The 22939-nt window shown below is 64.0% G+C and carries 28 protein-coding genes; 12 read left to right on the top strand and 16 right to left on the bottom strand.

All coding sequences use genetic code 11. The annotated features are described in order from the left end of the window. Positions 1-241: 241 nt before the first annotated feature. Complete coding sequence (locus Q1A20_RS24220) at positions 242-865, top strand: hypothetical protein (protein WP_299919254.1); 624 nt, start codon at positions 242-244, stop codon at positions 863-865. A 6-nt stretch (positions 866-871) separates the two neighbouring features. Here the strand turns inward: Q1A20_RS24220 and Q1A20_RS24215 are convergent, their stop codons facing one another. Further along, entirely contained in the window at positions 872-1915 is a 1044-nt protein-coding gene (locus tag Q1A20_RS24215) for a quinoprotein relay system zinc metallohydrolase 2 (RefSeq protein WP_299919253.1), read from the bottom strand. A 124-nt stretch (positions 1916-2039) separates the two neighbouring features. Between Q1A20_RS24215 and Q1A20_RS24210 the strand changes: the two genes are divergently transcribed. After that, entirely contained in the window at positions 2040-2852 is an 813-nt protein-coding gene (locus tag Q1A20_RS24210) for a quinoprotein dehydrogenase-associated SoxYZ-like carrier (RefSeq protein ID WP_299402349.1), read from the top strand. 63 nt (positions 2853-2915) lie between these two features. Here the strand turns inward: Q1A20_RS24210 and Q1A20_RS24205 are convergent, their stop codons facing one another. The 13 genes from Q1A20_RS24205 to Q1A20_RS24145 form a co-directional block, all read right to left on the bottom strand. Beyond that, on the bottom strand, positions 2916-3269 hold the full coding sequence (locus Q1A20_RS24205; RefSeq protein ID WP_298976799.1) for a hypothetical protein: 354 nt from the start codon (positions 3267-3269) through the stop codon (positions 2916-2918). Further along, positions 3266-3925, bottom strand: coding sequence for a hypothetical protein (locus Q1A20_RS24200; protein WP_299919250.1), 660 nt, complete (start codon positions 3923-3925; stop codon positions 3266-3268). Before Q1A20_RS24200 ends, Q1A20_RS24205 begins: the two co-directional genes overlap by 4 nt. Positions 3926-3971: 46 nt before the next feature. Then, entirely contained in the window at positions 3972-6200 is a 2229-nt protein-coding gene (locus tag Q1A20_RS24195) for a PAS-domain containing protein (protein ID WP_299919258.1), read from the bottom strand. Positions 6201-6202: 2 nt separating this feature from the next. Further along, a complete protein-coding gene (locus Q1A20_RS24190) occupies positions 6203-7360 on the bottom strand; it encodes an FIST N-terminal domain-containing protein (RefSeq protein ID WP_299508013.1) in 1158 nt (385 codons plus the stop codon). Positions 7361-7371: 11 nt separating this feature from the next. After that, a complete protein-coding gene (locus tag Q1A20_RS24185; RefSeq protein WP_299402354.1) occupies positions 7372-8085 on the bottom strand; it encodes a response regulator transcription factor in 714 nt (237 codons plus the stop codon). 176 nt (positions 8086-8261) lie between these two features. After that, on the bottom strand, positions 8262-9452 hold the full coding sequence (locus Q1A20_RS24180) for a hypothetical protein (RefSeq protein WP_299402356.1): 1191 nt from the start codon (positions 9450-9452) through the stop codon (positions 8262-8264). Then, positions 9449-10123 carry a hypothetical protein gene (locus Q1A20_RS24175; RefSeq protein ID WP_299402358.1) on the bottom strand — a complete coding sequence of 225 codons (675 nt, stop codon included), beginning with the start codon at positions 10121-10123 and terminating at the stop codon, positions 9449-9451. Before Q1A20_RS24175 ends, Q1A20_RS24180 begins: the two co-directional genes overlap by 4 nt. Continuing rightward, positions 10120-11019, bottom strand: coding sequence for a VWA domain-containing protein (locus Q1A20_RS24170; RefSeq protein ID WP_299402360.1), 900 nt, complete (start codon positions 11017-11019; stop codon positions 10120-10122). Before Q1A20_RS24170 ends, Q1A20_RS24175 begins: the two co-directional genes overlap by 4 nt. Next, entirely contained in the window at positions 11016-11978 is a 963-nt protein-coding gene (locus Q1A20_RS24165; protein ID WP_299402362.1) for a VWA domain-containing protein, read from the bottom strand. Before Q1A20_RS24165 ends, Q1A20_RS24170 begins: the two co-directional genes overlap by 4 nt. Then, positions 11971-12342, bottom strand: a complete 372-nt coding sequence (locus Q1A20_RS24160) for a hypothetical protein (RefSeq protein WP_299402363.1) — start codon at positions 12340-12342, stop codon at positions 11971-11973. Before Q1A20_RS24160 ends, Q1A20_RS24165 begins: the two co-directional genes overlap by 8 nt. After that, positions 12339-13247: a DUF58 domain-containing protein gene (locus Q1A20_RS24155; RefSeq protein WP_299402365.1), complete on the bottom strand. Its 909-nt coding sequence runs from the start codon at positions 13245-13247 to the stop codon at positions 12339-12341. The genes Q1A20_RS24160 and Q1A20_RS24155 overlap by 4 nt, the downstream gene beginning before the upstream one ends. Beyond that, on the bottom strand, positions 13244-14200 hold the full coding sequence (locus Q1A20_RS24150) for an AAA family ATPase (protein WP_299402366.1): 957 nt from the start codon (positions 14198-14200) through the stop codon (positions 13244-13246). The genes Q1A20_RS24155 and Q1A20_RS24150 overlap by 4 nt, the downstream gene beginning before the upstream one ends. A gap of 88 nt (positions 14201-14288) precedes the next feature. Beyond that, positions 14289-15260: a hypothetical protein gene (locus Q1A20_RS24145; RefSeq protein WP_299402368.1), complete on the bottom strand. Its 972-nt coding sequence runs from the start codon at positions 15258-15260 to the stop codon at positions 14289-14291. A gap of 126 nt (positions 15261-15386) precedes the next feature. Here Q1A20_RS24145 and Q1A20_RS24140 point away from each other — a divergent pair, with 126 nt between their 5' ends. The 10 genes from Q1A20_RS24140 to Q1A20_RS24095 are packed head-to-tail and all read left to right on the top strand — an operon-like array spanning position 15387 to position 22330. After that, complete coding sequence (locus tag Q1A20_RS24140; protein ID WP_298976777.1) at positions 15387-15830, top strand: hypothetical protein; 444 nt, start codon at positions 15387-15389, stop codon at positions 15828-15830. Next, on the top strand, positions 15823-16554 hold the full coding sequence (locus tag Q1A20_RS24135) for a hypothetical protein (protein ID WP_299919243.1): 732 nt from the start codon (positions 15823-15825) through the stop codon (positions 16552-16554). The genes Q1A20_RS24140 and Q1A20_RS24135 overlap by 8 nt, the downstream gene beginning before the upstream one ends. After that, entirely contained in the window at positions 16551-17186 is a 636-nt protein-coding gene (locus tag Q1A20_RS24130) for a hypothetical protein (RefSeq protein ID WP_299919240.1), read from the top strand. The genes Q1A20_RS24135 and Q1A20_RS24130 overlap by 4 nt, the downstream gene beginning before the upstream one ends. A 3-nt stretch (positions 17187-17189) precedes the next feature. After that, positions 17190-17693, top strand: a complete 504-nt coding sequence (locus Q1A20_RS24125; RefSeq protein ID WP_298976772.1) for a hypothetical protein — start codon at positions 17190-17192, stop codon at positions 17691-17693. Further along, on the top strand, positions 17690-18529 hold the full coding sequence (locus Q1A20_RS24120; RefSeq protein WP_298976771.1) for a class I SAM-dependent methyltransferase: 840 nt from the start codon (positions 17690-17692) through the stop codon (positions 18527-18529). The genes Q1A20_RS24125 and Q1A20_RS24120 overlap by 4 nt, the downstream gene beginning before the upstream one ends. Further along, positions 18526-19593, top strand: a complete 1068-nt coding sequence (locus Q1A20_RS24115; protein WP_299919237.1) for a polyprenyl synthetase family protein — start codon at positions 18526-18528, stop codon at positions 19591-19593. The genes Q1A20_RS24120 and Q1A20_RS24115 overlap by 4 nt, the downstream gene beginning before the upstream one ends. A gap of 11 nt (positions 19594-19604) precedes the next feature. Beyond that, positions 19605-20234: a hypothetical protein gene (locus tag Q1A20_RS24110; RefSeq protein WP_299919235.1), complete on the top strand. Its 630-nt coding sequence runs from the start codon at positions 19605-19607 to the stop codon at positions 20232-20234. Between the two features lie 11 nt (positions 20235-20245). After that, the gene (locus Q1A20_RS24105; RefSeq protein WP_299402380.1) at positions 20246-20809 is read left to right on the top strand and encodes a hypothetical protein; all 564 of its coding nucleotides are present in this window, start codon (positions 20246-20248) and stop codon (positions 20807-20809) included. Continuing rightward, positions 20806-21804, top strand: coding sequence for a hypothetical protein (locus tag Q1A20_RS24100; RefSeq protein WP_299402381.1), 999 nt, complete (start codon positions 20806-20808; stop codon positions 21802-21804). Before Q1A20_RS24105 ends, Q1A20_RS24100 begins: the two co-directional genes overlap by 4 nt. Continuing rightward, the gene (locus tag Q1A20_RS24095) at positions 21794-22330 is read left to right on the top strand and encodes a hypothetical protein (RefSeq protein WP_299402383.1); all 537 of its coding nucleotides are present in this window, start codon (positions 21794-21796) and stop codon (positions 22328-22330) included. Before Q1A20_RS24100 ends, Q1A20_RS24095 begins: the two co-directional genes overlap by 11 nt. On the opposite strand, the gene Q1A20_RS24090 is transcribed toward Q1A20_RS24095, so the two are convergent. Together Q1A20_RS24090 and Q1A20_RS24085 are read right to left on the bottom strand one after the other, a co-directional pair. After that, the gene (locus Q1A20_RS24090; protein WP_299402385.1) at positions 22327-22626 is read right to left on the bottom strand and encodes a CcdB family protein; all 300 of its coding nucleotides are present in this window, start codon (positions 22624-22626) and stop codon (positions 22327-22329) included. The genes Q1A20_RS24095 and Q1A20_RS24090 overlap by 4 nt on opposite strands. After that, positions 22627-22857: a type II toxin-antitoxin system CcdA family antitoxin gene (locus Q1A20_RS24085; protein ID WP_299402387.1), complete on the bottom strand. Its 231-nt coding sequence runs from the start codon at positions 22855-22857 to the stop codon at positions 22627-22629. It abuts the gene before it with no gap. Positions 22858-22939 lie beyond the last annotated feature (82 nt).

The raw sequence follows: 22939 nt of genomic DNA, 5'->3' as shown, positions 1-22939 counted from the left end.
CCCTTCAAGGTTCACCTCCATCACCTGCAAAGGCTCCCCCGCAGCAACCGCAACCGCAGCTCGCGTTCTCATCATAAATTATTCCTCCTAGGACCACTGGCTCTTTTGGGGTGTGGTCTCGTTAGAAAGGAGTAGAGCCCCGCCCAAGGCTCAGAACAATTAAGACAATGGTGGGTATTGGGTCCGGTAGACAGCCGACACATGCTTGGCGCATAGTTGATGGGCAGCATGGAGAGACCGCATGACGAAACTCAAAACCCTTGCAATCCTGGCTGCTCTGACGGGTTTGGCGCTGCCAGCACAGGCAGCTGACTTCTCGGACCCCACATGGCCCTGTGTGCAACGCAAGGTGGAAACACTATCCCTAGGGCTGATGTGGCCCAATCCGGTTGATCCCGATGCCGAACCCGCCAGTGATGCGCTGCGCGCCGATATCGCCGATCTGGCAGGCTACCTGTCCCTGCGCCGGGTTGAGCTGGACAGCCTGCAACCCCGCATCGATACATTTGCCGAAACATATGACGGGGATGCCGAAGCGCTTGGGATGGTCTTTGCCAGTGTTTTCGACACGCTTTCCAAACGCCGGACGCGAATCATCACGGGCATTGGGGATTTCTCCCTCAGCCAGATCGCCTTGGCGGACAAGATCGATCTGGCCCGCGCGGAAATGGACACCATCCTCGCCAAATCCGAGCCGGATTTTGATCGCGTGGACCTGCTGGAGGAACAACTCGACTGGGATCAGGTGATCTACACCGACCGGCAGCGCAACATCAGCTATCTTTGTGAAACGCCAACCCTGCTGGAGCGGCGGTTGTTCAGCATCGCCCAGATGCTGCAGCAGGCGGTTCAGGATCAGGGGTAGCCGCCGCTATTCCCATTCCAGCTCGGTGAAAGCGACCGTGGCATTGCGCGGGTTATAGGCGTCAAAGAGCTGCCAATGTGGCGCTTCGCTTTCGGCAATCACCTCCACGGCCTCCCCCAACCGTTGGCCCGCATCGATGGCGGCCCTTGTGTCCGTTTCCAGCACCTGCAGATAGCGCGACATGTCCTGCGCCCCTTCCGGCCAGTCCAGCGCGGGGCCGCCATGCCCGGGCACCACCCTTTGTACGTCCAACGCTTCCAGCTCTGCCAGAACCGCGCGCCACCCGGTCAGCTTGCCATCGAGGGCGGGCGTGTGCCGGTGGAAAATCAGATCCCCGGCAAAGAGGGTTCCGGTTGTCGCATCCATCACCGTCACGTCGGTTCCCGTATGGGCCATCGGCCAGGCGCGCAGCTGCAGCACCCGATCCCCCAGATCGATTTCGCCCATGGTTTCAATTGCCATGTCCACGGAAACGGTCCTCGTGCCCAGCATCGCACCGACGCCGATAAGGCGGTTCAGGCTTTCCAGATAGTTCGCCTGACGGTCTGACAGCGCGCGCGACAGATTGGCATGCCCGACGATTTCAGCCCCGGCTTCGGCGAAGGGCCCTGCACCCAGGGCGTGATCAGGATGCATATGGGTGATGATCGCGTGGGTGACGGGTTTGTCCGTCTGCGCCCGGATCGCGCGCCACAGCGCCTCGCCCATCCAGCGCGCCGAACCGGTGTCGATGACGGCAACACCTGTCTTACCAATCACGAACCCGAGGTTTGTGATATCGCCCAGATTGGTGGCATCCGGTTCTTCGATCGCACCCATATGCACGAAGACGCCAGGGGCCACCTCGGTGACCGACAGCGCGGCCCCGACCGGGGCGCAGCGCGCAGCACCCTGCTGTTGCAGTTCTCCGAAGACATCCAGATCGGGGGTTTTGGCCGCCAATGCGGCGATGCAAACGGCCTGCGTTTGCGCTTCATATCCGGGCAAAAGTTGGTCGCGGCAGGGCCCCTCCGTCAGGCTCACGCAGAGGGCAATCACGGCTTCGAACATGGCAGCTCCTTTCGGCGGCACCATTCCACACGAAAACGTGAGGTCCAATCAGCCTTAGGTATATGTGTCTTTTTGCCTGCAATTGTGGCATAACGTCGCAAATTCCGTGCAGGAGGAGACAGGCATGGCTATGAGACTTGTGCACGCCGCAGCCCTTGCGGCGCTGATTGCGGGGCCCGCCTGGGCCGCAGATTCCGTGAAGAATCCGCTGACCGAAAGCGAGACCTGGAACGATCTGCGCGGCGACGTGATCGGCGAGGCCGAGATCGCCTCTGCCGAGGGGCTACTGTCGATTGAGGCGCCCTACCGCGCCCATGATGCCGCCACCGTTCCCGTGGTTCTCAAGCAAACTGACCCCTCCAAAATCATCACCGCCGCCACGGTGGTGGTAGATGAAAACCCCGCGCCGGTTGCCGCCGTCTTCGGGTTTTCCCCGGCCATGGGGGTACTTGATTTCGAATTGCGCGTGCGGGTGAACCAATACTCCAATGTCCGTGTCATTGCCGAAACGCCGGACGGGTTCCACATGACCGGGCGCTACGTGAAAGCGTCGGGCGGCTGCTCGGCCCCGGCCACCAAGGATCCGGAAGTGGCGCTGGCCAGCATGGGCAAGATGAAACTGCGCAGCTTTGACGATGGTGCCCTGGTCTCGACCCCCCGGCGCGAAGCCCAGATCATGATCCGCCATCCGAATTACTCCGGGCTGCAGCGCGATCAGATCACGCAGCTGTTCATTCCGGCGCATTTCATCGACCACCTTGAGGTCTGGCAGGGCGATGAAATGCTCTTTACCATGGACGGGGGCATTTCAATCTCGGAAAATCCGGTGTTCCGCTTTGGCTATAACGATAACGGATCAACGTCGCTGACGGTCAAGGCGACCGATACGGATGGCAACAGCTTTGAGAGCGAGCTGCCGAAATCCGTCAGCGGATAGAAGACAATCAGAACCAATGCAAAAGCGCTGCCGGAAATGCTCCCGCAGCGCTTTTTTACGTAATCAGAAACAGATGATTTCAGCCTCAGCCTGCGCACGCCGCAGATCAGCCACCAGGTTCTCGGCCATCGCTGCACTTTGGAAAAACGACATGCGCTCACCCCCGACCCGTCGCATCGACAGGACGGTTTCGGCCTCCAGATACTGCTCATAGGGCAGGATCGAGGCGATCTCATCGATGGAACACGCGCAGCGGTCGAGCATTTCGCGGGTCTGCCCATTGGTGACCATACAGGCAAACACATAGTCGGCCCGCGCCGCCGTGGGGTAGTCGTTCAACTGCTCAGCAACCGATTGCGCCGACACGATACCGGGCACCGCCAGCAGAACGCTCAGAGCAACCGCCAGCCGTTTCATGGCGCACCGTCGAGCCGGTGAAAGGACAATTCAGACCGGTAGACCTGCCCTGCAGAGGCCTCCGCCACCAGGCTCATGTACCAGCCCGGCACCTCCTCGGACATGGTCACGCGCAGCTCCAGATCGCCGAACCCCTGCATCTTGTCATGGTTGGGATCACCGGCAAATGGATACATGCGGATGGTCTGGGTGGTGACGGTCTTGCCCTCGACCACGGCCTCACCCTGCACGATGTCCGAGGCCTGCACCAGCGCGTCCTTGACCCGGTTGCGGATATAGAATGGGCTGCCGCCCGCACTCTCGGCCATATCCCGGACAACGGTTTCGTAGAAATACATGATCATCGGATTGCCGACACTAGCCGGGAAACTGCCCAGAGCGCGGTGCTTGCCATCCTGGCGGAACTCCAGCAGCGCCAGCGCCGCCTCCCCCTCGCGGAAACTCAAGGCAATATCGCCCGTGTCCCGCGTGGCCGTATCCGGTTTCAGCGCATTACTGACCTCGCGCCGGTAGACCAGTTCGGCCCCCCGATCGATCTGATCCAATGTGCCGTTCTTGAACAGCATGTCATATGTCTTGTCACCCGCCAGCGGCGCGGCCATCGCCACACCCGCGCAGAATACTGCCACCAGTCCAAGGGCTGAAAATCTGATCATTATGGCGTCCTCCCGACGCCAAGTGTGAGGGCACGGCCCATGGCTGTCACCTCCGACTTTTGTCTGTGTCCGCCGCCTCTGAATGACCGCGAATTTTCCAATCGATCAGTGGCCGCAGCCGTGACAGCTCCGCCGGTTTGGTCAGCACGGACATATCGTTCTGCAGGCCCAGCCGCCGCACGGTCTCGCTGCGGTCCGCGGTGATCAGGATCGCGGGCACCTGGGCGCCGGTGGCCGCACGAATATCCTGCGTCGCCTGAACCCCCGTATCCGTGCCATCCAGCTGATAATCCGCCAGAATGATATCGGGCGGCATGCCCAGATCCGAAATGTGCGCCAGCGCCTCCTTGGTTGACCGTGCGGGCAACACGCTGGCCCCGCGCAGCTCCAGCCATTGCGTTGCGCCATAAAGCACATCGGCATCGTTCTCGATCACCATGACGATATATTCCAGCGTGCCGTCGAAAGTATCCTCGACCGGACCCTGCGGTACCGGCTGCGCCGTCTCAGGGTCCACAACATCCATCTCGATGCTGAAAACCGATCCACGGCCGGGCTTTGAGCGCACCGCCAGTGCGTGATCCAGCAGGCGGCAGGCGCGGTCCACCACCGACAGCCCCAGCCCCACACCCGACCCGATGGGCACATTCTCTGCCCGCGTGAACTCGTCGAAAATCCGCAGCTGATCCCTGGCCGAGATGCCGATACCGGTGTCCCAGACCTCCAGCACAACCTTCGCGCCCTTGCGGCGACACCCCAGCAGCACCCGACCGCCGGGGTCGGTATATTGGATCGCGTTGACCACCAGATTCTGGATCGAGCGCAGCAGATAGACCGGGTCGGAATGCACCACCAGGGTACAGGGCACCACGTCGAGCCGCACGGATTTCTGCGCCGCCAGCAGGCTCTGATCCGCCCTGACCCCTTCCATCAGCCCTTGAAGGCTGACATCGGTGGCCGAAACCGTGTCCGGGTCCGCGCTTTCCAGCCGCGAGATATCCAGCAGCGAATGCAACAGATATTCGGCAGAGGCAAAGGCCCCTTCCAGCCGGTCGACCATCGGGCTGAAGCGCGTCTCGCGGGTGGTCTCCTGCAGCGAGGAAATCAGCAGTTTCGCGGCATTGATCGGCTGCAACAGATCGTGGCTCGCTGCCGCCAGAAAGCGGGTCTTGGAGGATACCGCCGCCTCGGCGCGTTCCTTGGCCACCCGCAATTCTTCTTCGACGCGCGCCTTTTCCTCATATTGCTCGGTCAGGCTGGCGTTGGCGCGGGTCAGCTCCGCGGTGCGCTCCATCACCCGGTTTTCCAGCACTTCCGTGGACCGGGTTTCCAGCGTGACGTCTTTCAGCTCCACCAGAAACCCACCGTCCGGCAGCACGTTGGCCTGCACATCCAGCACCCGGTCGGCACCATGGGACACCCGGGTGGTGAGCGAGCCTTTCTTCTTGAGTTCCTCGCGCCAGGCATCAACCCGCAGCGGCGCATCCTCGGTGATCAGGGCCCGGGTACGCATGAAATCCAGCAATTCCTGCAAGGGTGTGCCCGGCTGCAAAACCGTCAGTGGCACACCGAGGATATCGCGAAACCGCCCGTTTTGCATCATGACTTCGCCAGCGGCAGAGAAGGTGCAAACCCCCGCGGTCATGTTCTGGAACACCGCCTGCAGGTAGTCCGCCTGCCGGTCGATCAGGTGCTCCTTTTCACGCCGGTTGTGCCGCACCAGCGCGGTGATCTCGGTCAGCAGCAGCACCGTGTTTTCCGGCGAGGTCTGTTGCGCGCTCATCTGATACCAACGGTCCCGCGCCACCTCCGCCACCAGCGACACCACGGATCCCGCGTGCTGACCGCTCTCCAGCGCGCGTCGTAGATTGGGCAATGTGCGATCGGTGGATACCAGATAGTCGCTGCCCGCCATCAGGTCGAAACATTCCGCCAGCGTCAGGCCCGGCACGATTTTTTCCGAGATATCCGGCAGCAGGCCTTTGAAAAGGTCGTTGCAGATGTTCAGCGCACCATCAGAAAAAAGCGCCAGCCCCTCCTCCATAGATGCCAGGGCTTCGGCGAGCGTTTTGCGGGTCCGTTCCCGCTCATAGCGCGCGCTCTCCAGCTCCAGTGTCTGGGCCGCCACCTTTTGCTGCAGATCGATGGCCGATTGAAAGGCGCGGTAGGCCGAGGGCCCCACATCCTTTTGACGGCTGGCCCGGCGGATCAGCGCATTGATGATCTTGGCCTGCTTTTCGACCTGCACCTGCGGCGGGTCATTCGGGTCGATCATGCTCAAAAGAACTTCCTTTGATCCGGTCCAAAGAAGGCCACCCCGACAAGCGTCTGGTTCATGTGCACGCCGCAATGCTGCTCGCCATAGGTGTTGAAGCCAAAGACCCGCGCCGCGCCCAGCACGTCCGAGACCGCGCGGCCCAGTTGTTTCTGTTCGATCTCAAGCTTGCGCAGCACGCAGTCGAACCCGAGGATGAAATCCGGGTTACGGCCCTTGTCGTCCTTGATGTTCAGCCCGGTTTGCAGCGTTTCGATGATCTCCTGCCCCTGCCCGAGCGTCATGATCAACCCATCATCGATCGCGGCGAGAAAGGACAGTGCGCCATCTGCGTCCGCATCCGAAATGGCCCGCACGTAGTGGCTGTCCTTATATTCGATCAGCATCGGGTTTTCGGCAAAGATCTGCGGTGAAAGATCCTCCACCGCGCAGCCCACCAGCCGCGCGTATTCGGCAGCGGCTGGCGCGCCGTTGATCTCAAAAACCTTACGCTCTTCGGGGTCGGCATCGGTGATGATGATCTGGCTGTCAGCAGGCAGAAAGTGGTCAAACCCCACGCCCTGGAAGGGCAAATCCGTTTCCAGCAGCAGCAGCAGCGCAGCATTGTGGTGCGTCTTGCCCTTGTGCAGCACATAGGTCTGTTCAAACCGCAGCCCGTCGCCTGCGGAGCCGCCAAAAACCGGCAGATCCCCCAGCACCGTTTCCAGTGTGGAGATCAGAACGTCTTCCTGTTTCGACAGACCATCCGTAAAGATCAGGCCCAGCCGATGCCAACCCGCCGTGTGCTGGAATTTCTGCTCATGCCGTTGCGCCGCGGTTGCGATTGTGGTGGTGGAGAGCGGTTTCAGCGGCTCCAGCAGCACCGACGAGCAGCGAAAATGCGTTTTCGGAAAGGCCAGCAGCAGCAGCGCGTCGGTCTCATAGCCCTCTGTGGTGATCTGACCGGCGGTGGAGCAGCCAAAGACCGGCACACCACCGAGGTTTTCCTCCAGCGTCTCCGCAATGATGGCGCCATCCAGATCGCCGGGCACAAAGGCCAGCACGAAACAGGTCTCGTCGCGGTCGATCTGCGTTGCCGCGTTGCGGGCCGCGGCCTCTTCGCCGACGGCACGGGAGAGCGCCACCGCGATGCAGGTTGGTTTCGCGCGCACATCGAGCATGCCGCGCCCTCCTAATGCTTGAGGAACGCGCGCGCTTCCGGTTCCGCTGCCCGTTGCGCGGCCATGGCCCCCTCGACCATCACCACGGCCTGGGTGCGATTGCTCACCCCGAGACGCCGCAACAAGGCGGTGATATGCGCCTTCACGGTCGCTTCGGCCAGCGACAGCTCATAGGCGATCTGCTTGTTGGGTTTCCCGCAACAGATCAGCTTCATGATGCGTTGCTGCTGCGGTGTCAGATCGGCCAGCTTGGGATGGTCGAATTCAACCGCCTGCGCCTCGCAGTTGCCCGGTGTCTGGTACTCCTTGGGCACATAGGTCCGGCCATTTGTGATCTCGGCCAGCACAGATCGCAGCGCCCGGGCAGAGGTATCCTTGGGCAAGAACCCACAGGCCCCCTCCTTCAGCAGGGACTGCACAAGGTCAAAGGACGCCAGCGACGAGATGACCAGGATCTTTGCATCCGGCAACTGCTGGCGCAGGCTGACAAACCCCGAAATCCCGATCACATCCGGCAGCTTCAGATCGAACATCACCAATTCCGGATCGAACCCGGTTTTGGCTTCGGCCAGGGCATCGCTCAGATTGCTGGCCTTGCGAATATCGCACTCGGCAAAAACCAGCTCCAGAGCCGATTCCAAGGCGTCGTTATACAGCGGGTGATCGTCGACGATCAAAATCCTCGAAACCGAATCCTGATCAATTGGCGCACGTACGTGTTCCATTAAAAAATCCTCCCGCGCATGATCGTACTCGCAAAGCTTGCATTTTCAACTGCTACCCGGTGAATCCCCCCAAATCCGGTCATATTCAGCAAACTCACGGGTTTAGAGCCCCTCTTGAGGGGCCATTTTCGCATTATGTTGCATCTTCTCTCCGTCGCAGGGGTCAGCATGCGGAATCACATTTGCCGCAAAAACGCGCGGGTGAATGTCGCGAGCGACCCGGGCGTGGCCCCCGGATCGAAGATCGATTTGTCCAAGTGTCTGAGCAGCCTGGCGCGCCCCTCAGACGGCCCGTCCCGCCGCAGGATCGCCGCCGCCGCCCGGCGCAATTGCTGCACCTGGCCTGCGCGCGCTGCCTGCCGCATTTGTCTGGCGAGCGGGTCAAAGAGCCCAAATCGCTCCAGCGCCTTCAGCCCCGCCAGCCGCCGCCCGGACAGCGCATACCCGACACCCAAAAGCCCCACCAGACCTGCCAAAGCCGCCATCGGCCACCCCGGCAGGCGCGCGGGATCGGGCCGGCTCAGCGCCAACGACGCGGGCTGTTCCTCCGGCACCGCCGACCCATAGGCCACGCGCTGCGCAGAGATGGTGACCGTCCGCATCACCCGGTTGACCGTATCGTAATAGTCGAAACTCAGCGGCTCCACGATGGTCGAGGTGTCGTTGCTGGGCCGGATGGTCCAGCGCCAGAAGGCATAGGTCTGCGGCCCCCCGGGCGACAGCTCGACAAACCGCTTGTCGGGATGGGCAAAGATCATCGCCGAAGGGGATTTCAATTCCGGCATTGGCGGGATCATCTCGGGCGTCACGCCAAGCGCCTCGATCCGCACCAACCGCAAGACCCCCTCGCCCGGCACCAGCTGATCAGGTGCGTTGGACCATTGGTCCGAAATGCGCAGCTGCTTCACCGGGAACCACCATGTCGACCCCGCAGGGGCCGGAGCCACCTCAAGGGTGACGGGCTCGGAAGTCACCGGATGCTCAAACCAGTCGTCGCGCTCATCCGTCAGGGTCAGATTATGGGTAAAGGCGCCAATGGTCAGCGTCCCCGGCCGGTCGGGATAGACCGCCATGCGCCGGCTGAAGGTCTTCACCTTCTCGCCGTTCAACCGTTCTTCGCGCCAGGTGTCATCCCCCAGTTGCGTCCAGCTGAACCCGTCGAAATCCGGCTGCACCAACTGTTCGCGGGTGATGTGACGCCGGTAGATCCCCTTGATGGTGATCAGCACCATTTCCCGGGCCAGCGGGGTATGCTCGGTCTCCTCCACCTCGACCCAGAGCTTCAGATCGGACGGCAAGACCGCCTTGGTCTGCGCCCGCAAAATCGTCGGCCCCAGCAGCAGGAGGATGCATAACAGCAGCCTCATCGCGGATCCTCCGCCTTGGGTGGGGACAGCCCCAGTTTCACCCGCCGCTTGTGTTCCTGCGCAATCCGGGCTGCCATGTAGTCGCCCGGCACATCGCTAAGCTGTTCCAGCCATCTGGCGTCCGCCACCATGAATTTATCATCGAAAATGCGCCGCACGCTAAACTGACCCCGGCTTCGCAATTCGGCTAGCCCCAGCATGGTATTGTTGTTGGTCACCTCACTCCCGGTCCCGGCGGCACGCGCGTCACCCCGCGCGACAAAGCTTTCCTCGGTCGGCCCCTCCTTGCGCTCCGGCAGCAGCCCCAGCGCCTCAGGGTCGATGCCCAGCCCGGCGTAATAGGCCGCCACCACGTCGAAATTCGCCTGCGCATCCGGGTGACCCCGCGCATGGGCCAGATCGAAGGCTTCGAGGGCGGCGGCATGGTGCCCCCGGAAGGCTTCGGCATTGCCGAGATTGTAATAGTCCCGCGCCTGCGCGAAACGCGCCGCGGCGTCGTCAAATTGCCCGGCGCGATAGTGCGCGGCCCCCTGCCAGTCGGGCGTGTCGAAAAAGGGCACCGCAAGCCCCGGCAAACCGACCGCCATCAGGGCGCGGCCAAAGGGGGCGGCTCCGCCGAGGATCAGCGCCGTCGCCAGCGCCAGCGCGGATATGAGCGCCAGCGCCTTCATGCCGCCTGCCTGCGAAACAGCAAAAGCAGCGGAAAAAGCGCCAGGATCAGCAGGTAGCGCCCCATGTCCTTCCAAAAGAGCAGCGGATAATCCTGCGCCTTCAGCCGGGTGCGCGCTGCCTCTGACAGCCAGTCCGCAAGCGCATCGGTCTGCTCCAGCGTAAAGACCCTGCCGTCGCCCGCCGCCGCGTGGGTCTCAAAGGCCGGATCCGGTGCGTTGAGCGACACCAGCGACAACCGCGCGCCCTGTGCCGCAATCGCGCTGGCGGCCTGCAACGAGGCCGCACCCAGGCCCTCGCCATCGCTCAGCAGGATCACATCCCCGGCCACAACCTCGGCATCCGCAAGCAGATCGGCGGCCATGCGCAAGGCCCGTTCCGGGCGCGATCCCGGATCCGGCACGGTTTTGGCATCGATCAGGGAGAGCGTTTGCCCCAGCTGCAGGTGGTCCAGCGTCATATCCGTGGCGACATAGGCATCCCCGGCAAAGACGATCAGCCCGCCGGGGCGCGTGCCCAACGAGGCCAGCCCGAACCGCCCCATGGTCAGCATCTGCGGCCAACGCGCATCTTCGGTCACACTGGCGGAGGCGTCGATGACAAAGAGCACGCCATCGAGGTTGCGAAAGGACAGGGTATCGCGCCGCTCGATCGCCGGGCCCGCCAGAGCCAGAAGGGTCACCGCCACAGCCGCCAGCATGGCCAGCAGCGGCGCCCGGCTGGCGCTGTTGTCGACCCGACCCAAAGCCGCCATCGCCCGCAGGAGCGCCGGATCCGTCGCCTTTTGCCAGTCGCCAAGGCCACCGCGTCGGGTATAGAGCCACCAGCCCACCCCCGCGAGCACGGGCAGCGCCAGCAACCACAGAGGCCGCAGGAGGGTGAGATCCGCCGCGCTCATGTCAGCTCCCGCCAGCCCAGCCAGAGGCTGAGGCAGACCGCGAAGGTCGCGGGCCACATCCAGTAGTCGCGAAAGACCTCCGCCGCCAATCCGTCACTGTCTGTTGCTTCGAGCTGGTCCAGCGCTTGCGCCACGGCGGCCAGATCGTCGGTGGTTCTGACCCGGAAGCTTTCGCCCCCCGAGATATCGGAGATGGCGCGCAGGGTGGCGGCATCCACCACCCCGCGTTCGCCCAGCTCGGCGGTGCTGAGATCCTTGGGACCCAGCGCGATGGTATGCACCCGGATGCCCATCCCGGCGGCCAGTTCCGCCACCCCGCGCGGATTAGTGGCGCCTGCGTTATTGACCCCGTCCGACAACAGAATAACGACGCGGGAGGCCGCCGCGCTCTCGGCCATGCGTTTGACCGCGAGCCCAAGCCCGTCGGAGATGTTGGTGGCGCGCCCCGAGATGCCGATAGTGGCCCCTTCGATCCGGCGGGCGATGGCTTCGACGTCAAAGGTGAAGGGCGAGGCGTAATAGGCTTCCGACCCAAAGACGATCAGGGCCACCCGGTCGCCGCCGCGGCGCCGCGCGAAATCGGCGCCCACGGTGGTGACCGCTTCGAGCCGGGTGATCTGACGATCATCCAGGTGGAAGTCATCCCGCACCATGGAGCCGGAAAGATCCAGAACAATGGCCAGATCGCGCCCGGTCACTTTCAGCGCGGAGACCGGCGCCAGATCGCGCGGGCCGGAGACCGCCAGCAGCATCAGCGCCCAGATCGCCCAGAGGAGGCCCTGCCGCATCTGCAGACCGGTGACCCCGCCCCGCCCCCGGCCTGCGGCCAGCAGCGCGCCGCCAATGCGGTCAGGCACCTTGATCGCCCCGCCCGCCATCTGCGCCGCCCCCAGCAGGCGCATGGCCAGCAGCGGCAACGGCAGTGCCAGCAGAATCCAGGGATCGGCCAGTTCAAACACGCGCGCCCACCTCCGCCTCCAGCGTCGCCAGATCGACCCCGCCCCCGGGCTGGTAAATCGCGCCTTTGATCTCCGCGTAGTGTTCCGGGGCCAGATCGCGCATCAGATGCAACAGGGCAACGCGCCGCTCGGCATCGGGCAGCTTTTGCACCTCGGCCAGTTGGGTTTTCAGGGTCCTTTCCGGCGCGGGCCGCCGTTTCAGGCTCAACGCCCGCAGCACGCCCGCGATCAGCAGGGCGGCCAGGCTCGCCAGACCAATGGCCACCGCCAGATCCGCCGCCATCCCCCCCGCAGCCTCGGCTGGCAGGTGGATGTCCTGCAGGCTGGTCAGCATCGCCGTTTCGCTGATCGCCCGATCCGTCATGCTGCGCGCTCCGCCGGAAAGGCCGCCACGATGCGCCGCGCCATCTGCTCAACGCTTTCGCCGGCATCCAGCACCAGGGCGGCGCGGCCCGCAATCTGCCGCACCGGGTCCTCGGCGGCCGCCGCGCCGCCGCCCAGCGTCAACCGCACACGGCGCCCATCCGCCATGCGGATCGGGTAACGCCCCTGCGGCATCCGCGCAATCTGCGCATCCGTCACCAGCACCAGCCGGGGCAGCCGTCGCCGCGCGAGCGCATCAAGCCGGTCCGCCAATCCGGCCCCCGGCGCGTCAAACCCCGACCCGATGATCAGCTCGGCCCCCGAGGGCACCAACCGGTCCGCCCGCGACAGCGCCTGATCCAGCGCCGGGTCGTCCGTCCCCTGCCCCGCGACCATCGCCGCCAGCCCCGCCTCATGCGCCTGCACCATGCCGCCGATCACATCGAGCATCCCGCGGGTCCGCCCCCGCGGCGGCACGATCACCGGCTCCCCGGACGTCACCGCCAGCAGGCCTACGCGCCCGCCGCTCTCCACCACATTCCAGCCGATCAGCGTCAGCGCCTCCGCGACCGCCACCGAACGAAAGGACCGGCGCATCCCCCAGAACATCGCAGGCCGGAAATCGGCCACCAGCAGGCTGACCCGGTCGCGCTCCTCTTGAAACTGGCGCACGTGCAACCGCCCCGTCCGCGCCGTGGTGCCGCGATCCAGATGCCGGATGTCATCCCCGGCCACATATTCGCGCATGTCGGCCACTTCGAGCCCATGGCCCTTGCGCCGGGTGGCAAAGCCGCCGGGCAGCGCCGCCAGCACCGGGGCGGCATCCGCGGTCAGGGCGACACGGCGCAGGGCAATCAGGGCATCGGAGCGCAGGGCAACGCCCGGGGCCTGCAGCGCCTCGCTCATAAGGGCGGCGTGGCGTTCAGCACATCCGCCACCACATCGCGCGGCCTGCGCCCATCGGCCACCGCGCGCCAGCTCAGCACCATCCGGTGCGCCAGCGCATCGCCCGCCAGGGCGGCCACATCCTCGGGCATCGCATAATCGCGGCCCTGCAGAAAGGCCCGCGCGCGCGCCGCGGCGGCCAGCGCCAGCGATCCGCGCGGCGATACCGCATGTTCGATGTCCACCGCCTGCGGCCCCTCCCGCGTCGCCAGCACCAGCCGCACGATGTAGTCGCGCAACTCCGGCGCCAGATGCACTGCCCGCACCGCCGCCCGCGCCGCTGCCAGCTCTTCCAGCGTCAGCGCCTGCACCTCCGGCGCCCCACTCTGTGTCTCGGCCTCGACCAAATCGAGGATTTTCCGCTCAGTCTCCAACCCCGGCAGTTCCAGCACCACATGCAGCAAAAACCGGTCCAGCTGCGCTTCGGGCAGTGGGAAAGTTCCGTCATGTTCGATCGGGTTCTGCGTGGCCACCACCAGAAATGGATCAGGCAAGGCATGGGTGTCATTGCCTGCGGTGACCTGATGCTCGGCCATGGCTTCGAGCAGGGCCGATTGCACCTTGGGCGGCGCGCGGTTGATCTCATCGACCAGCACCAGATTGTTGAAGACCGGCCCCGCCACAAATTCAAACGATCCGTCCTGCGGCTTGTAAACCGGCGTGCCGGTCAGGTCCGAGGGCATCAGGTCGGGGGTGCATTGGATGCGGGCAAAGCTGCCTTCCACCGCATCCGACAGCCATTTGACTGCGCGCGTCTTGGCCAGACCCGGCGGCCCTTCGACCAGCAGATGCCCATCGGCCAGCAGGGCCACCAGCAGGCGTTCAATCAGAACCTCATGCCCGACAAGACCGTTCGCCAAATAGGACGACAGCGCCGCCACGCCTGATTTCACAGGCTCCGGTCTCATATCCATAGCTCCTCCCAGCCGCGATTGCGCGGCCTTTTGCCCGTCACGGTACCCCTGCGGGCCCGCTGCGCAAATACCACCGAAAGTATTACCTTCAGATCGGGGCGCGCTGACATCCCGGCGCGACGATGGCGGCAAACCGGGCATCGCCCATGGTTTCAGCCGCCTGCGCCAGCAGGGTATCATAGGCGCTGTCGATGTAGTCGATGAAACCGGGTTCAATGGTCTGATCCACCGGCGCTTCGGCCACCGCGTGCATCATGAAGACGTCAAAGGCGCAGAGCCCGCCGGGATTGGATTTCAGCAGGGCCCGCATGAAATCACGCGATTCCCAAGACAGCCGCTGCAGGTTCAGCGGCGTTTCCTGCAGTTTCGACTGAAACACCGCTGAGCGGTCAAAGAGCAGGATGTCCATGCCGAAGGTGAAAGACTGGAACAGTTCCTCCACCAGAATGGAGGTGTAAAACGACCGCTCCAACACGCCCAGGTGCTTCAGGCCAGGCTGTTTGACCATGATATGGGTCCCTTGCCCGCGCCTGCCGAAAAAGGTTTGCGCCATCGCCGGAGAGGTCGCAGCATAATACCCCTGCGCGGGCAGGCCCAATTGATAGACGCTGTTCATCCAGCGTAAATCCGCCGATAGGGCCTGATTGGGCGGATGCCCGGAGTAGAGCCGCAGGATCACCGTGCGCCCGGAGCCGCAGCCGTCAGCGTCTTGCCCGGCGTAGCGCATGGTCAGCGGCTTGCCGAAAACATGGGCCGCCAGATCGCGAAACGCGTTGATGATTTCCAGCGAATTCGGGTGTGGGCGTTCACCGACGATGCAGAGGCTCGCCCCCGCCAGATCACGCCCGTTTATATGCACCGGGATCGACAGATCACGCCCGAGCATGGTGGTGCGCAATTCATAATTCCAGCCGCGCCGCGCCAGATCGATATAGGCAACCCGGTCCGCCGCCACCGGCGTTATGGCAAAGAGCGCAAGAAACACTCCCAGGATCAGACGATGCATAGGCGCAAAAACTCCCTGCGCCGGAAAGTAGGGCGTGCGGGTAAAATCGTCCATGTATTTGCTGAAATTCCATGTGTACGCGCGTCTTTTTGGTTGTTTTTCAAGCGCCCACTTCGCCGAATCTCCAATTTCTGTTAACCTAACGTCAAGATCTCGGCCCGACCCAAGAAGGAGAATACCATGGGCGTAGATATTCCTGACGACTATGAAATAGATCTCAACCTCAGTGGCGGCGCAACGATTGACGGGGATCTGTCCCTAGACAGCGACATCCGTGTGCGTGAGTTGCCGACCATCGAGCTGAGGGTGCGCGAGTTGCCCGAGATCAGGATCGGGGTGACCGAAATTCCGAAAGTGCAGCTTGGGCTCGATCCCGTTGATCTGTCGCTGCGGATCAAGGAAATTCCGGCGATCCGGGCGCATTTGCCGGCCAATTTCAAGGTGGGCCTGTCGCTGCTGGGCAACGAGCTGCTCTGCATCAATCTCTGCGGTGAGGCGCAGGTCATCACCGAGGATTACAAGCCCAACCCTTGTGAAATCTGCGGCCCCGTGGGCAGCACCACCAATGCGCGGGAAATCGCTGGCAGCGCCAACCGCATTGACCTCGTAGACGACAATGGCTGATCTCAAGGAGGGCATCCAGCTGCGCAAAGGGCAAGGGATTGCGCCCTTCCAGGTCGCGCGACCGCAATCCGGTGTCCTGAAACTCTCCGGCGCGCTGAAGAAAGAGCTTGGGGCGGACGTGAAGGCGCGGCTGCTGCCCCGCAAAGGGCAAACACGGATCGCAACCCGTCTCGGGGCCACCGCCCCGCCCGGCACACATAAGGCCACGCTGGTGACCGAAGAGGGTGAATACCCCGTCGTGGTGGATGTGCCCGCGCGGGAAAAGCTGCGCCTGTCGCCGTCGTCTGTACACGTTACCGGACGGCCCGGTGACCGGGTAGCTCTGGATTTCGTGGTGAAAAATACCGGCAATGTGGCGCTCGAGGTGCCGACGGGCGGTGTTGCCGGGCTCTTTGCCTCCGACGGGCTGGCCGGTGCCTTTGCCGCCGCCTATGGCTCGGAGGCCGAGGCGCCGCTCGACATCTTCGGCGATTTCATCCTTGGTCTGCGCCGGTCGTACCTGGGGCTGATGCGGTTTCGGCTGACGCCGGAGATCAAGGGCCCATTGGGCGCCGGGCAGCACTGCCAGGCCAGCGGCGACGTCGTCCTGCCCGACCCGCTGAACGCGGACACGCAACTGGGCGAGGGTCGCGCCTTTCACGCCGTTGTCGTGATGAAGCAGAACCTGCGGCTCACGGTCCGCCTGACCCTGAGCCATCCGAACCACAAGGGGGACAGCAGATGAAACAGCGAAAGAGCATTTCCAAGGACATGCGCGACACCGTGGACAGCATGTCCGACGTGATGGCGCGGCAGATGGACCTGACCGGCGACATCATCGACGGGCTGGCGGACACAGCACAGCGGTTCCTGTCCTCGCTGACCGCGGGACAATCGTCCAATTGCTGCGACATCCCCGAACCCTGCTGGATGCCCAAGGACCTTGGCGAATACCACTGCAAGCTCTGCGCGGGCAGCACCGGCATCATGGAAATCCGCATCACCAACACCGATTTCCGCCCGCGCAATTTCACCCTAGCCGCCGCCGGACCGGACGCCGGGCGCATCACGCTCTCGCCCAACAGCTTCACGCTGGGGCCAAAAGAACGCCGCACCGTGCGCGCGGAATTCGACACCCGGCTGGATGACACCGTGCACTGCGCGGAATTCGAGGCGCTGATCTGGGTGGTGGGCTGCAACAGCCATTACCTGCGCTGGACCGTGGAGGTCGGCAAGTCGGAGCGCCCCTGCTGCCACCATGTCGAAGTCTTCGACCAACCCGACTATGAACATCACTGGTACGACCACTTCTACTGCGTGCGACCGTGCTACGGCAAATCCACGCGTCCCGGCACCGCGGGCAAGAGTGACGGCTGACCCATGTCGAATACACAATTGAAAGACATTATCGGCCAGGCCATGCGCCTGAACATGAAGTATTACTCCGGCCTCTTTGACGTCACCAAGGACTACCTCAAGGCCCTGCAGGGTCTGGCGGAACAGGGGGTCGCCCAGGACACACCCGCCAAACCCGCCCCGCAACCCGCCGCCCCCGCGATCCAACCGCTGATCCTCGCGGCCCCCGCGGGCAAGGTCGCCACCGCCAGCTTTGCGGTGACCAACAGCACCGGTCAGGAGGTCGCCGCCGATCCGGAACTATCCGAAAATCTCAAGGCTGCGGGCGTCAAGGCCGAACCCACCGGCCGGATGGTGGGCAAAGGCGAAGACGTGGTTTTCACCCTCAAGGGCAAACCGACGGGCAAGATGAAGCTCGACAAGGACGAGCACGGCACCGTCAGCATCCGCCCCTTCGGTGACCGTGAAATCCCCGTGGTCCTGCGCCGCCTGCCCCCCGCCGCCAAACCCAAAGCGAAAAAACCATGAGCGCCCCGGGCGGCATCATGGCCGAGGGCGTGCTGGTGCAGGCCATGCACCTCTATTCCGCGCTGGTGATGAAACCCTATGAACAGGGCCGCAACGCTGGGCTGATTGAACGCACCACCCTGGGCACCCTGCCGAAACCGCTGGACCGCAAGGGCCTCGGCCCGCATTTCTCCAGGAAATATCCCCGCCCCGTGCTGCTGGGCCGGGCCACGGAAAATGACGCGCTGGTTTCCGAATTCGACCGCATGGGCGAAATCTACGACGCCTATGTGCGCCCCTTCTCCACCCCGATCATGAATGCCGCCGTTGAAGAACTCTCCGCCTGGATCAAGCCGGATTTCCGCCTGCTGGATGCGGGCTGCGGCGCGGGCCGTGAGCTGTGTCGTTTGTCGCAGATGGTGCCCGAGGGCGAAGCGGTGGGCATCGATCTGGCCGCGGGCATGGTCAACGCCGCCCATGCCGCCGCCCGGGCCAAGGCCTTTGACCACACCGCGTTTTTCCAATCCGACGTGGGCGACCTGCCGGAGGTTTTCACCGATGGGTTTGATCTGGTCTATTCCTGCCTTGCGCACCACCACTACCCCGACCCGCCCGCCGCCACGCGGGAAATCTTCCGCTCCCTGCGCCCCGGCGGCTATTACACGGTGATCGACGCAGGCCCCGAATGGTTCGTCAAACGCTCCTCTGGTCTCGCGCTCTGGGCCGATCCCGGCTGGATCGGATTTCACACGCCCGAGCAATTCATGGCGCTTTTCGAGGCGGCAGGCTTTGAAAACACCGGCTGGATCGACCTTGTGCCCGGTTTCGGCATCGCCTGCGCGCAGAAGCCGGTTTGAACGAGACCGCCTACGACCGGGCCCTCATCGAAGAGGCCCTCAAGACCGCAAGGACCCGGACCGAAAAGGCGATGACCCGCTTTTTCGATGCGCGCCGCGAAACGGGGATGAATGTGCTTTACGACCAGATCAGCGACTATCCCTTTCGCGTCGGCAAAGGCCTGCGGCCCGCGCTGGTCTATGCCGCCTGTCAGGGCATGGGCGGGACAGAGGCGCAGGCCGAAAACACCGCCACCGCCATCGAGCTTTTCCACAACGGCGCGCTGGTGCATGACGACATCGAGGATATCTCGGATTTCCGGCGCGGGGATGAGACGCTCTTTCGCCGCCACGGGGTGCCGATTGCGATTAACACCGGTGATGCGACCTTTGTCTTTTGCCTGTCGCTGCTGCTCGACAATGTCGACCAGCTGGGCGTGCGCAAGGCCATGCGGATCCTCAAGGATTTCGAACGCCTCAGCCGCGAATCCGTGGAAGGCCAGGCCATCGAGCTCGACTGGATACACAACGCGCAGTTTGATCTGGAGACCGAAGATTACCTGCGCATGGCCTATAAAAAGACCTGCTGGTACACGATGATCGCGCCCCTGCGGCTGGGGGTGGTCGCAGGCTCAGGCCCCGCCATGGTTGCCGACCTCGAAGAGGCGCTCATTGACGTGATGGAGCTGGGCTATCTGGCGGGCATCGGCTTTCAGGTGCAAGACGATCTGCTGAACCTCACCGCCGATGAGGTGCTTTACGGGAAGGAAATCAGCGGTGACCTTTATGAGGGCAAACGCACGGTGATGCTGCTGCATTTCCTGCGCACCGCCCCCAAGCGCCAGCGGGCGCGGGCGATCCGGCTGCTGACCCTGCCGCGGGCAGAGAAGGAACCTGACGAGGTGCGCTGGCTGCTGCAGGCGATGCATGAGCAGGGCTCGATCCGGCACGGTCGGGAACTGGCGCAGGATTTCATCAATCGGGCACTGAAGTTCGAAGCGGAGGGGCTCGCCTTCATGCCCGAAACCCGCCACCGGCAATTCCTGCGCGAAGTGCTGAAATACGTGATTGCAAGACTGAAATAAGAGGGACCGATATGCCACATGACCACGACCACGGGAGCGCCCCACCCAGCCCCTTCGAAGAGCTGATGAAGCTGCAAAGTGCGTTTCAGCAGAGCCTGAGCCAGGCCACGATGCAGTATCTGCGGCAGTTGCAGGGGATCGTCGGGCCGGTCACGCCGGGCACCGTGGTGCAGCAGGTGGAGGGGGCGACGATTGAGCTGAAAATGCGCCCGGGCGCGCAGGCCAAGGCGACGGTGACCGTGGAAAACCGCCAGCGGGTGCATTCGATGGTCACGCCGATGATTACGCCGCTGGTGTCGGATACCGGGGCCACATGGTTTGCCCAGACCGCGTTTTCGCCCCCCACGGCGCTGCTGGCGACCGATGAGGTCATGGAATTCGCTTTGGTATTGGACGCCCCTGCGGAGATGCCAGTGGGCGTTTTCCGGGGCGCTGTGTTGATCTACGGCTGCAGTGACGGTGTGGTGCCGCTGGAGGTCACGGTGACGAAAACCACGCGCGCGGCCCACGCCGCCAAGAAAAAGGCCCCTGCGGCCGCTGCAAAATCAAAGGCCGCCACGGCAAAGAGTAAAACCACCACGGCGGCGAAAAAAGCGCCCGCCAAAAAAACCGCCGCCCGTAAACCTGCCAAATCCAGCTGAGGAGAACGACCATGCCCAATAGCGCAAACATTCGCCTCATCGATCCGCCCGAGGACGCAGGCCGCACCACCGCAAGCCTTTTTGCCTCGCTGGCCAGCCGTCTGATCACGCTGCATTATACCTCGGGCGTCAGCGTGATCGGCTCCACCCTCGCCGGGCTGGCCGAAGCCGGACGCGAGATCTCCAAGACCGCTGAGGGCGCGCGGATCAGGCGCGCGCTGGAAGCCAGTGCCGTCAAGGATAATGGCGAGCTGCTCTGGAGCGCCCTGCGGGTGACCGGCTGGACCGAGGGCATGCCCGCCGCCCCCGTGCTCGATCACATCCGCAACGATCTGGCGCTGCTGCTGGCCGACGATCTGGCCGAGACCATCGACAACGTCCCTGCCCCGCTGGAAAACAAGGTGCATCGCAGCGGCACCGTGCCCGTCCCGATCACCTTCATTGACACGCTGATGGGCCTGTGGATCCACTCCCGCGAGATCGTGCAATCGGTGGAGGCGCTGGCCCGCAGCGCGCCCGACCGCGACGCCATCGAGCCCGGGGACGCGGTGCACAGCGGCCCGATCCTGCGGTGAGCCGCTTTGATGCGCTGCGCCCCCCGGTGCTCAGCGACCCGACGGCGGCAGCTTACAAGGACTGGTTCCACCTCAACGTCTTCCTGCCCGACACCGGACGGGTGGTGCTGATCAACCTGTCGCTGCACGGACCCCCCTGGGACAAACGCGCCCGTGCCGTGGGGGTGGCACTGGCCAGCACACAGGACAGCGACTGGATCGGCGGCATCGAAATCGCCTCCCTCTCGGACAGCCAGATCGACACGCAGGCGCTCTTTCTCGCCACCGTCTCCATGGCCGTGACCCGCGATGGCACAGCGCTGCATGCCCGCGTCGCCCGGCCAGAGGATGGGTTTGAGGCGGATCTTGTCGCCCGCCCCCTGCTCTCCTCGGCCAGCCTCGATCTGACCGCAGGGTTCGGCAGCGGCTGGATCGGATGGAGCGCCATCCCCGCCCTCGCCCTCTCCGGCACCCTCAGGATCGACGGCGAGGACATCGACCTCACCCATGCCCGGGGCTATCACGACCACAACTGGGGCCGCTGGTTCTGGGGCGAGGATGTCGCCTGGGAATGGGGCGCCTGGGTGCTGAGCGAGGACATCACCATCGTCGCCGCCCGCGGCACCGACAAGGCGCACCACAGCCGCCAGCCGCCGCATGTCTTTCTGGTCCACGGCACCCGCGTCTACGGCTTCACTCCCGATCAGATCGACCTCACCTATGACGCCGCCCCCACCCGCACCGCGCGCCGCCTGCCCGGGGCGCTGGCCGCCATCCACCCCGACCGCCGCGCGCCCGACCTGCCCCGCACCGTCACCTTGCGCGCCGACAGCCGCCTCGCCCGGTTTGAGCTCACCTTCGAAACCGACACCGCCGCGCAGCTGCTGCTCAGTGACCCGATGCGCCCCGGTGCGGGCTTCATCAATGAACTGGCCGGGCGCTGCTACCTGACGGCCACGCTCGATCACCAGATGCTACGCGCCACAGGATCGGGGGTGTTTGAATATGTCGAGTGACCCCCGCCACCTGCGCGACTGGATCATCGCCCTCTACGCCGCCCTGCAAGAGGCCGAACCGCACCGCGCCCAGGCCATCCGCAAACTCGCCGGCACACAAATCTCCCGCATGGTGCTGGACGAAGACCGCGTTACCGTCCGCTTTGACAAAGACATGCTGCGGGTCACCCGCCTGCGCGCCACCGCCAGCCTGAAAAGCCCGAACGGATCCACCGACCGCCAGACAGTAACTGCCCTCCTGCTGGGCTATCTGGAAATTTCCGAGGCCATTTCACGCGATTTCATCCGCCTGCGCGGCACTGCTGATGAGGTCATGACGATCTGTGCGATCATCGAAATCCTGGTCGATGCCAGCACCCGCATCCCGGCCCTGCAAGGGCTGGCCGCCGCGTTTCTGGAAACCACCGGGCATGGTGGCCTGCGGGCCGACCGGCGCACTCGCATTGCACAGAGCCGCTTTCTGGCCGAGAAGGAAACGGATCTGCTGCGGCGCGAGGGTCTGTTGAAGGCCCCGGGCGGCCTCTAAAACCCCTGCATCACCATGTCGACGGCCCGGGTGATCGCCTCGTGCTGCGCCTCCAGGCTGGCAACAGGCGCCCCCAGCATCGCACGCGGTACGGCGGCCATGAACTGCGTGACCATCACCACCCTTTCCGCCTCCACCTCGAAGGTCGGGTTCAACCATGCGGCGGGCTTAGGGGCGGCCTCCGCGGGCATCAAGGGTGCCACGACCCGCGTGTTCAATTCCGACAGAAGGTCGCTTTGCAGATCCAGCAGATATCCCGGCCCATCCGGGTTTGGGTAAACGTCATGGCGCGGCATCTAGAATTGCCGATACCTGGTCAGCGGCAGGCCATGAGCCTCGACAAAACTGTTGGAGCTTTCCAGCGCCGCGGCATTCTCCGCCTGCCAGACCGTCGCGCGGGCCTCGGCAACGGCGGCGCGCACCCCCTCTTCCGCCGCGCGCGACAGGTTCACCTTCAACGCGCGCGCCTCGCGCAACAGCGACGTATCAAGGGACAGGTTTGTGGGTTTGCGGTGGGCTGCAGGCATGGGCATCTCCTCTATGCGCAAGTATAAGATTGTAAATCATGCGCGTCAAGGATGCGCATATTCATGCGCACTTAGTATGCTG

The sequence above is a fragment of the uncultured Roseobacter sp. genome (assembly GCF_947501835.1).
In the GTDB taxonomy this organism is placed as follows: Bacteria; Pseudomonadota; Alphaproteobacteria; order Rhodobacterales; family Rhodobacteraceae; genus Roseobacter.
Note: the sequence above shows the minus strand (reverse complement) of the source record. Positions and strands in the feature narration are given on the sequence as shown.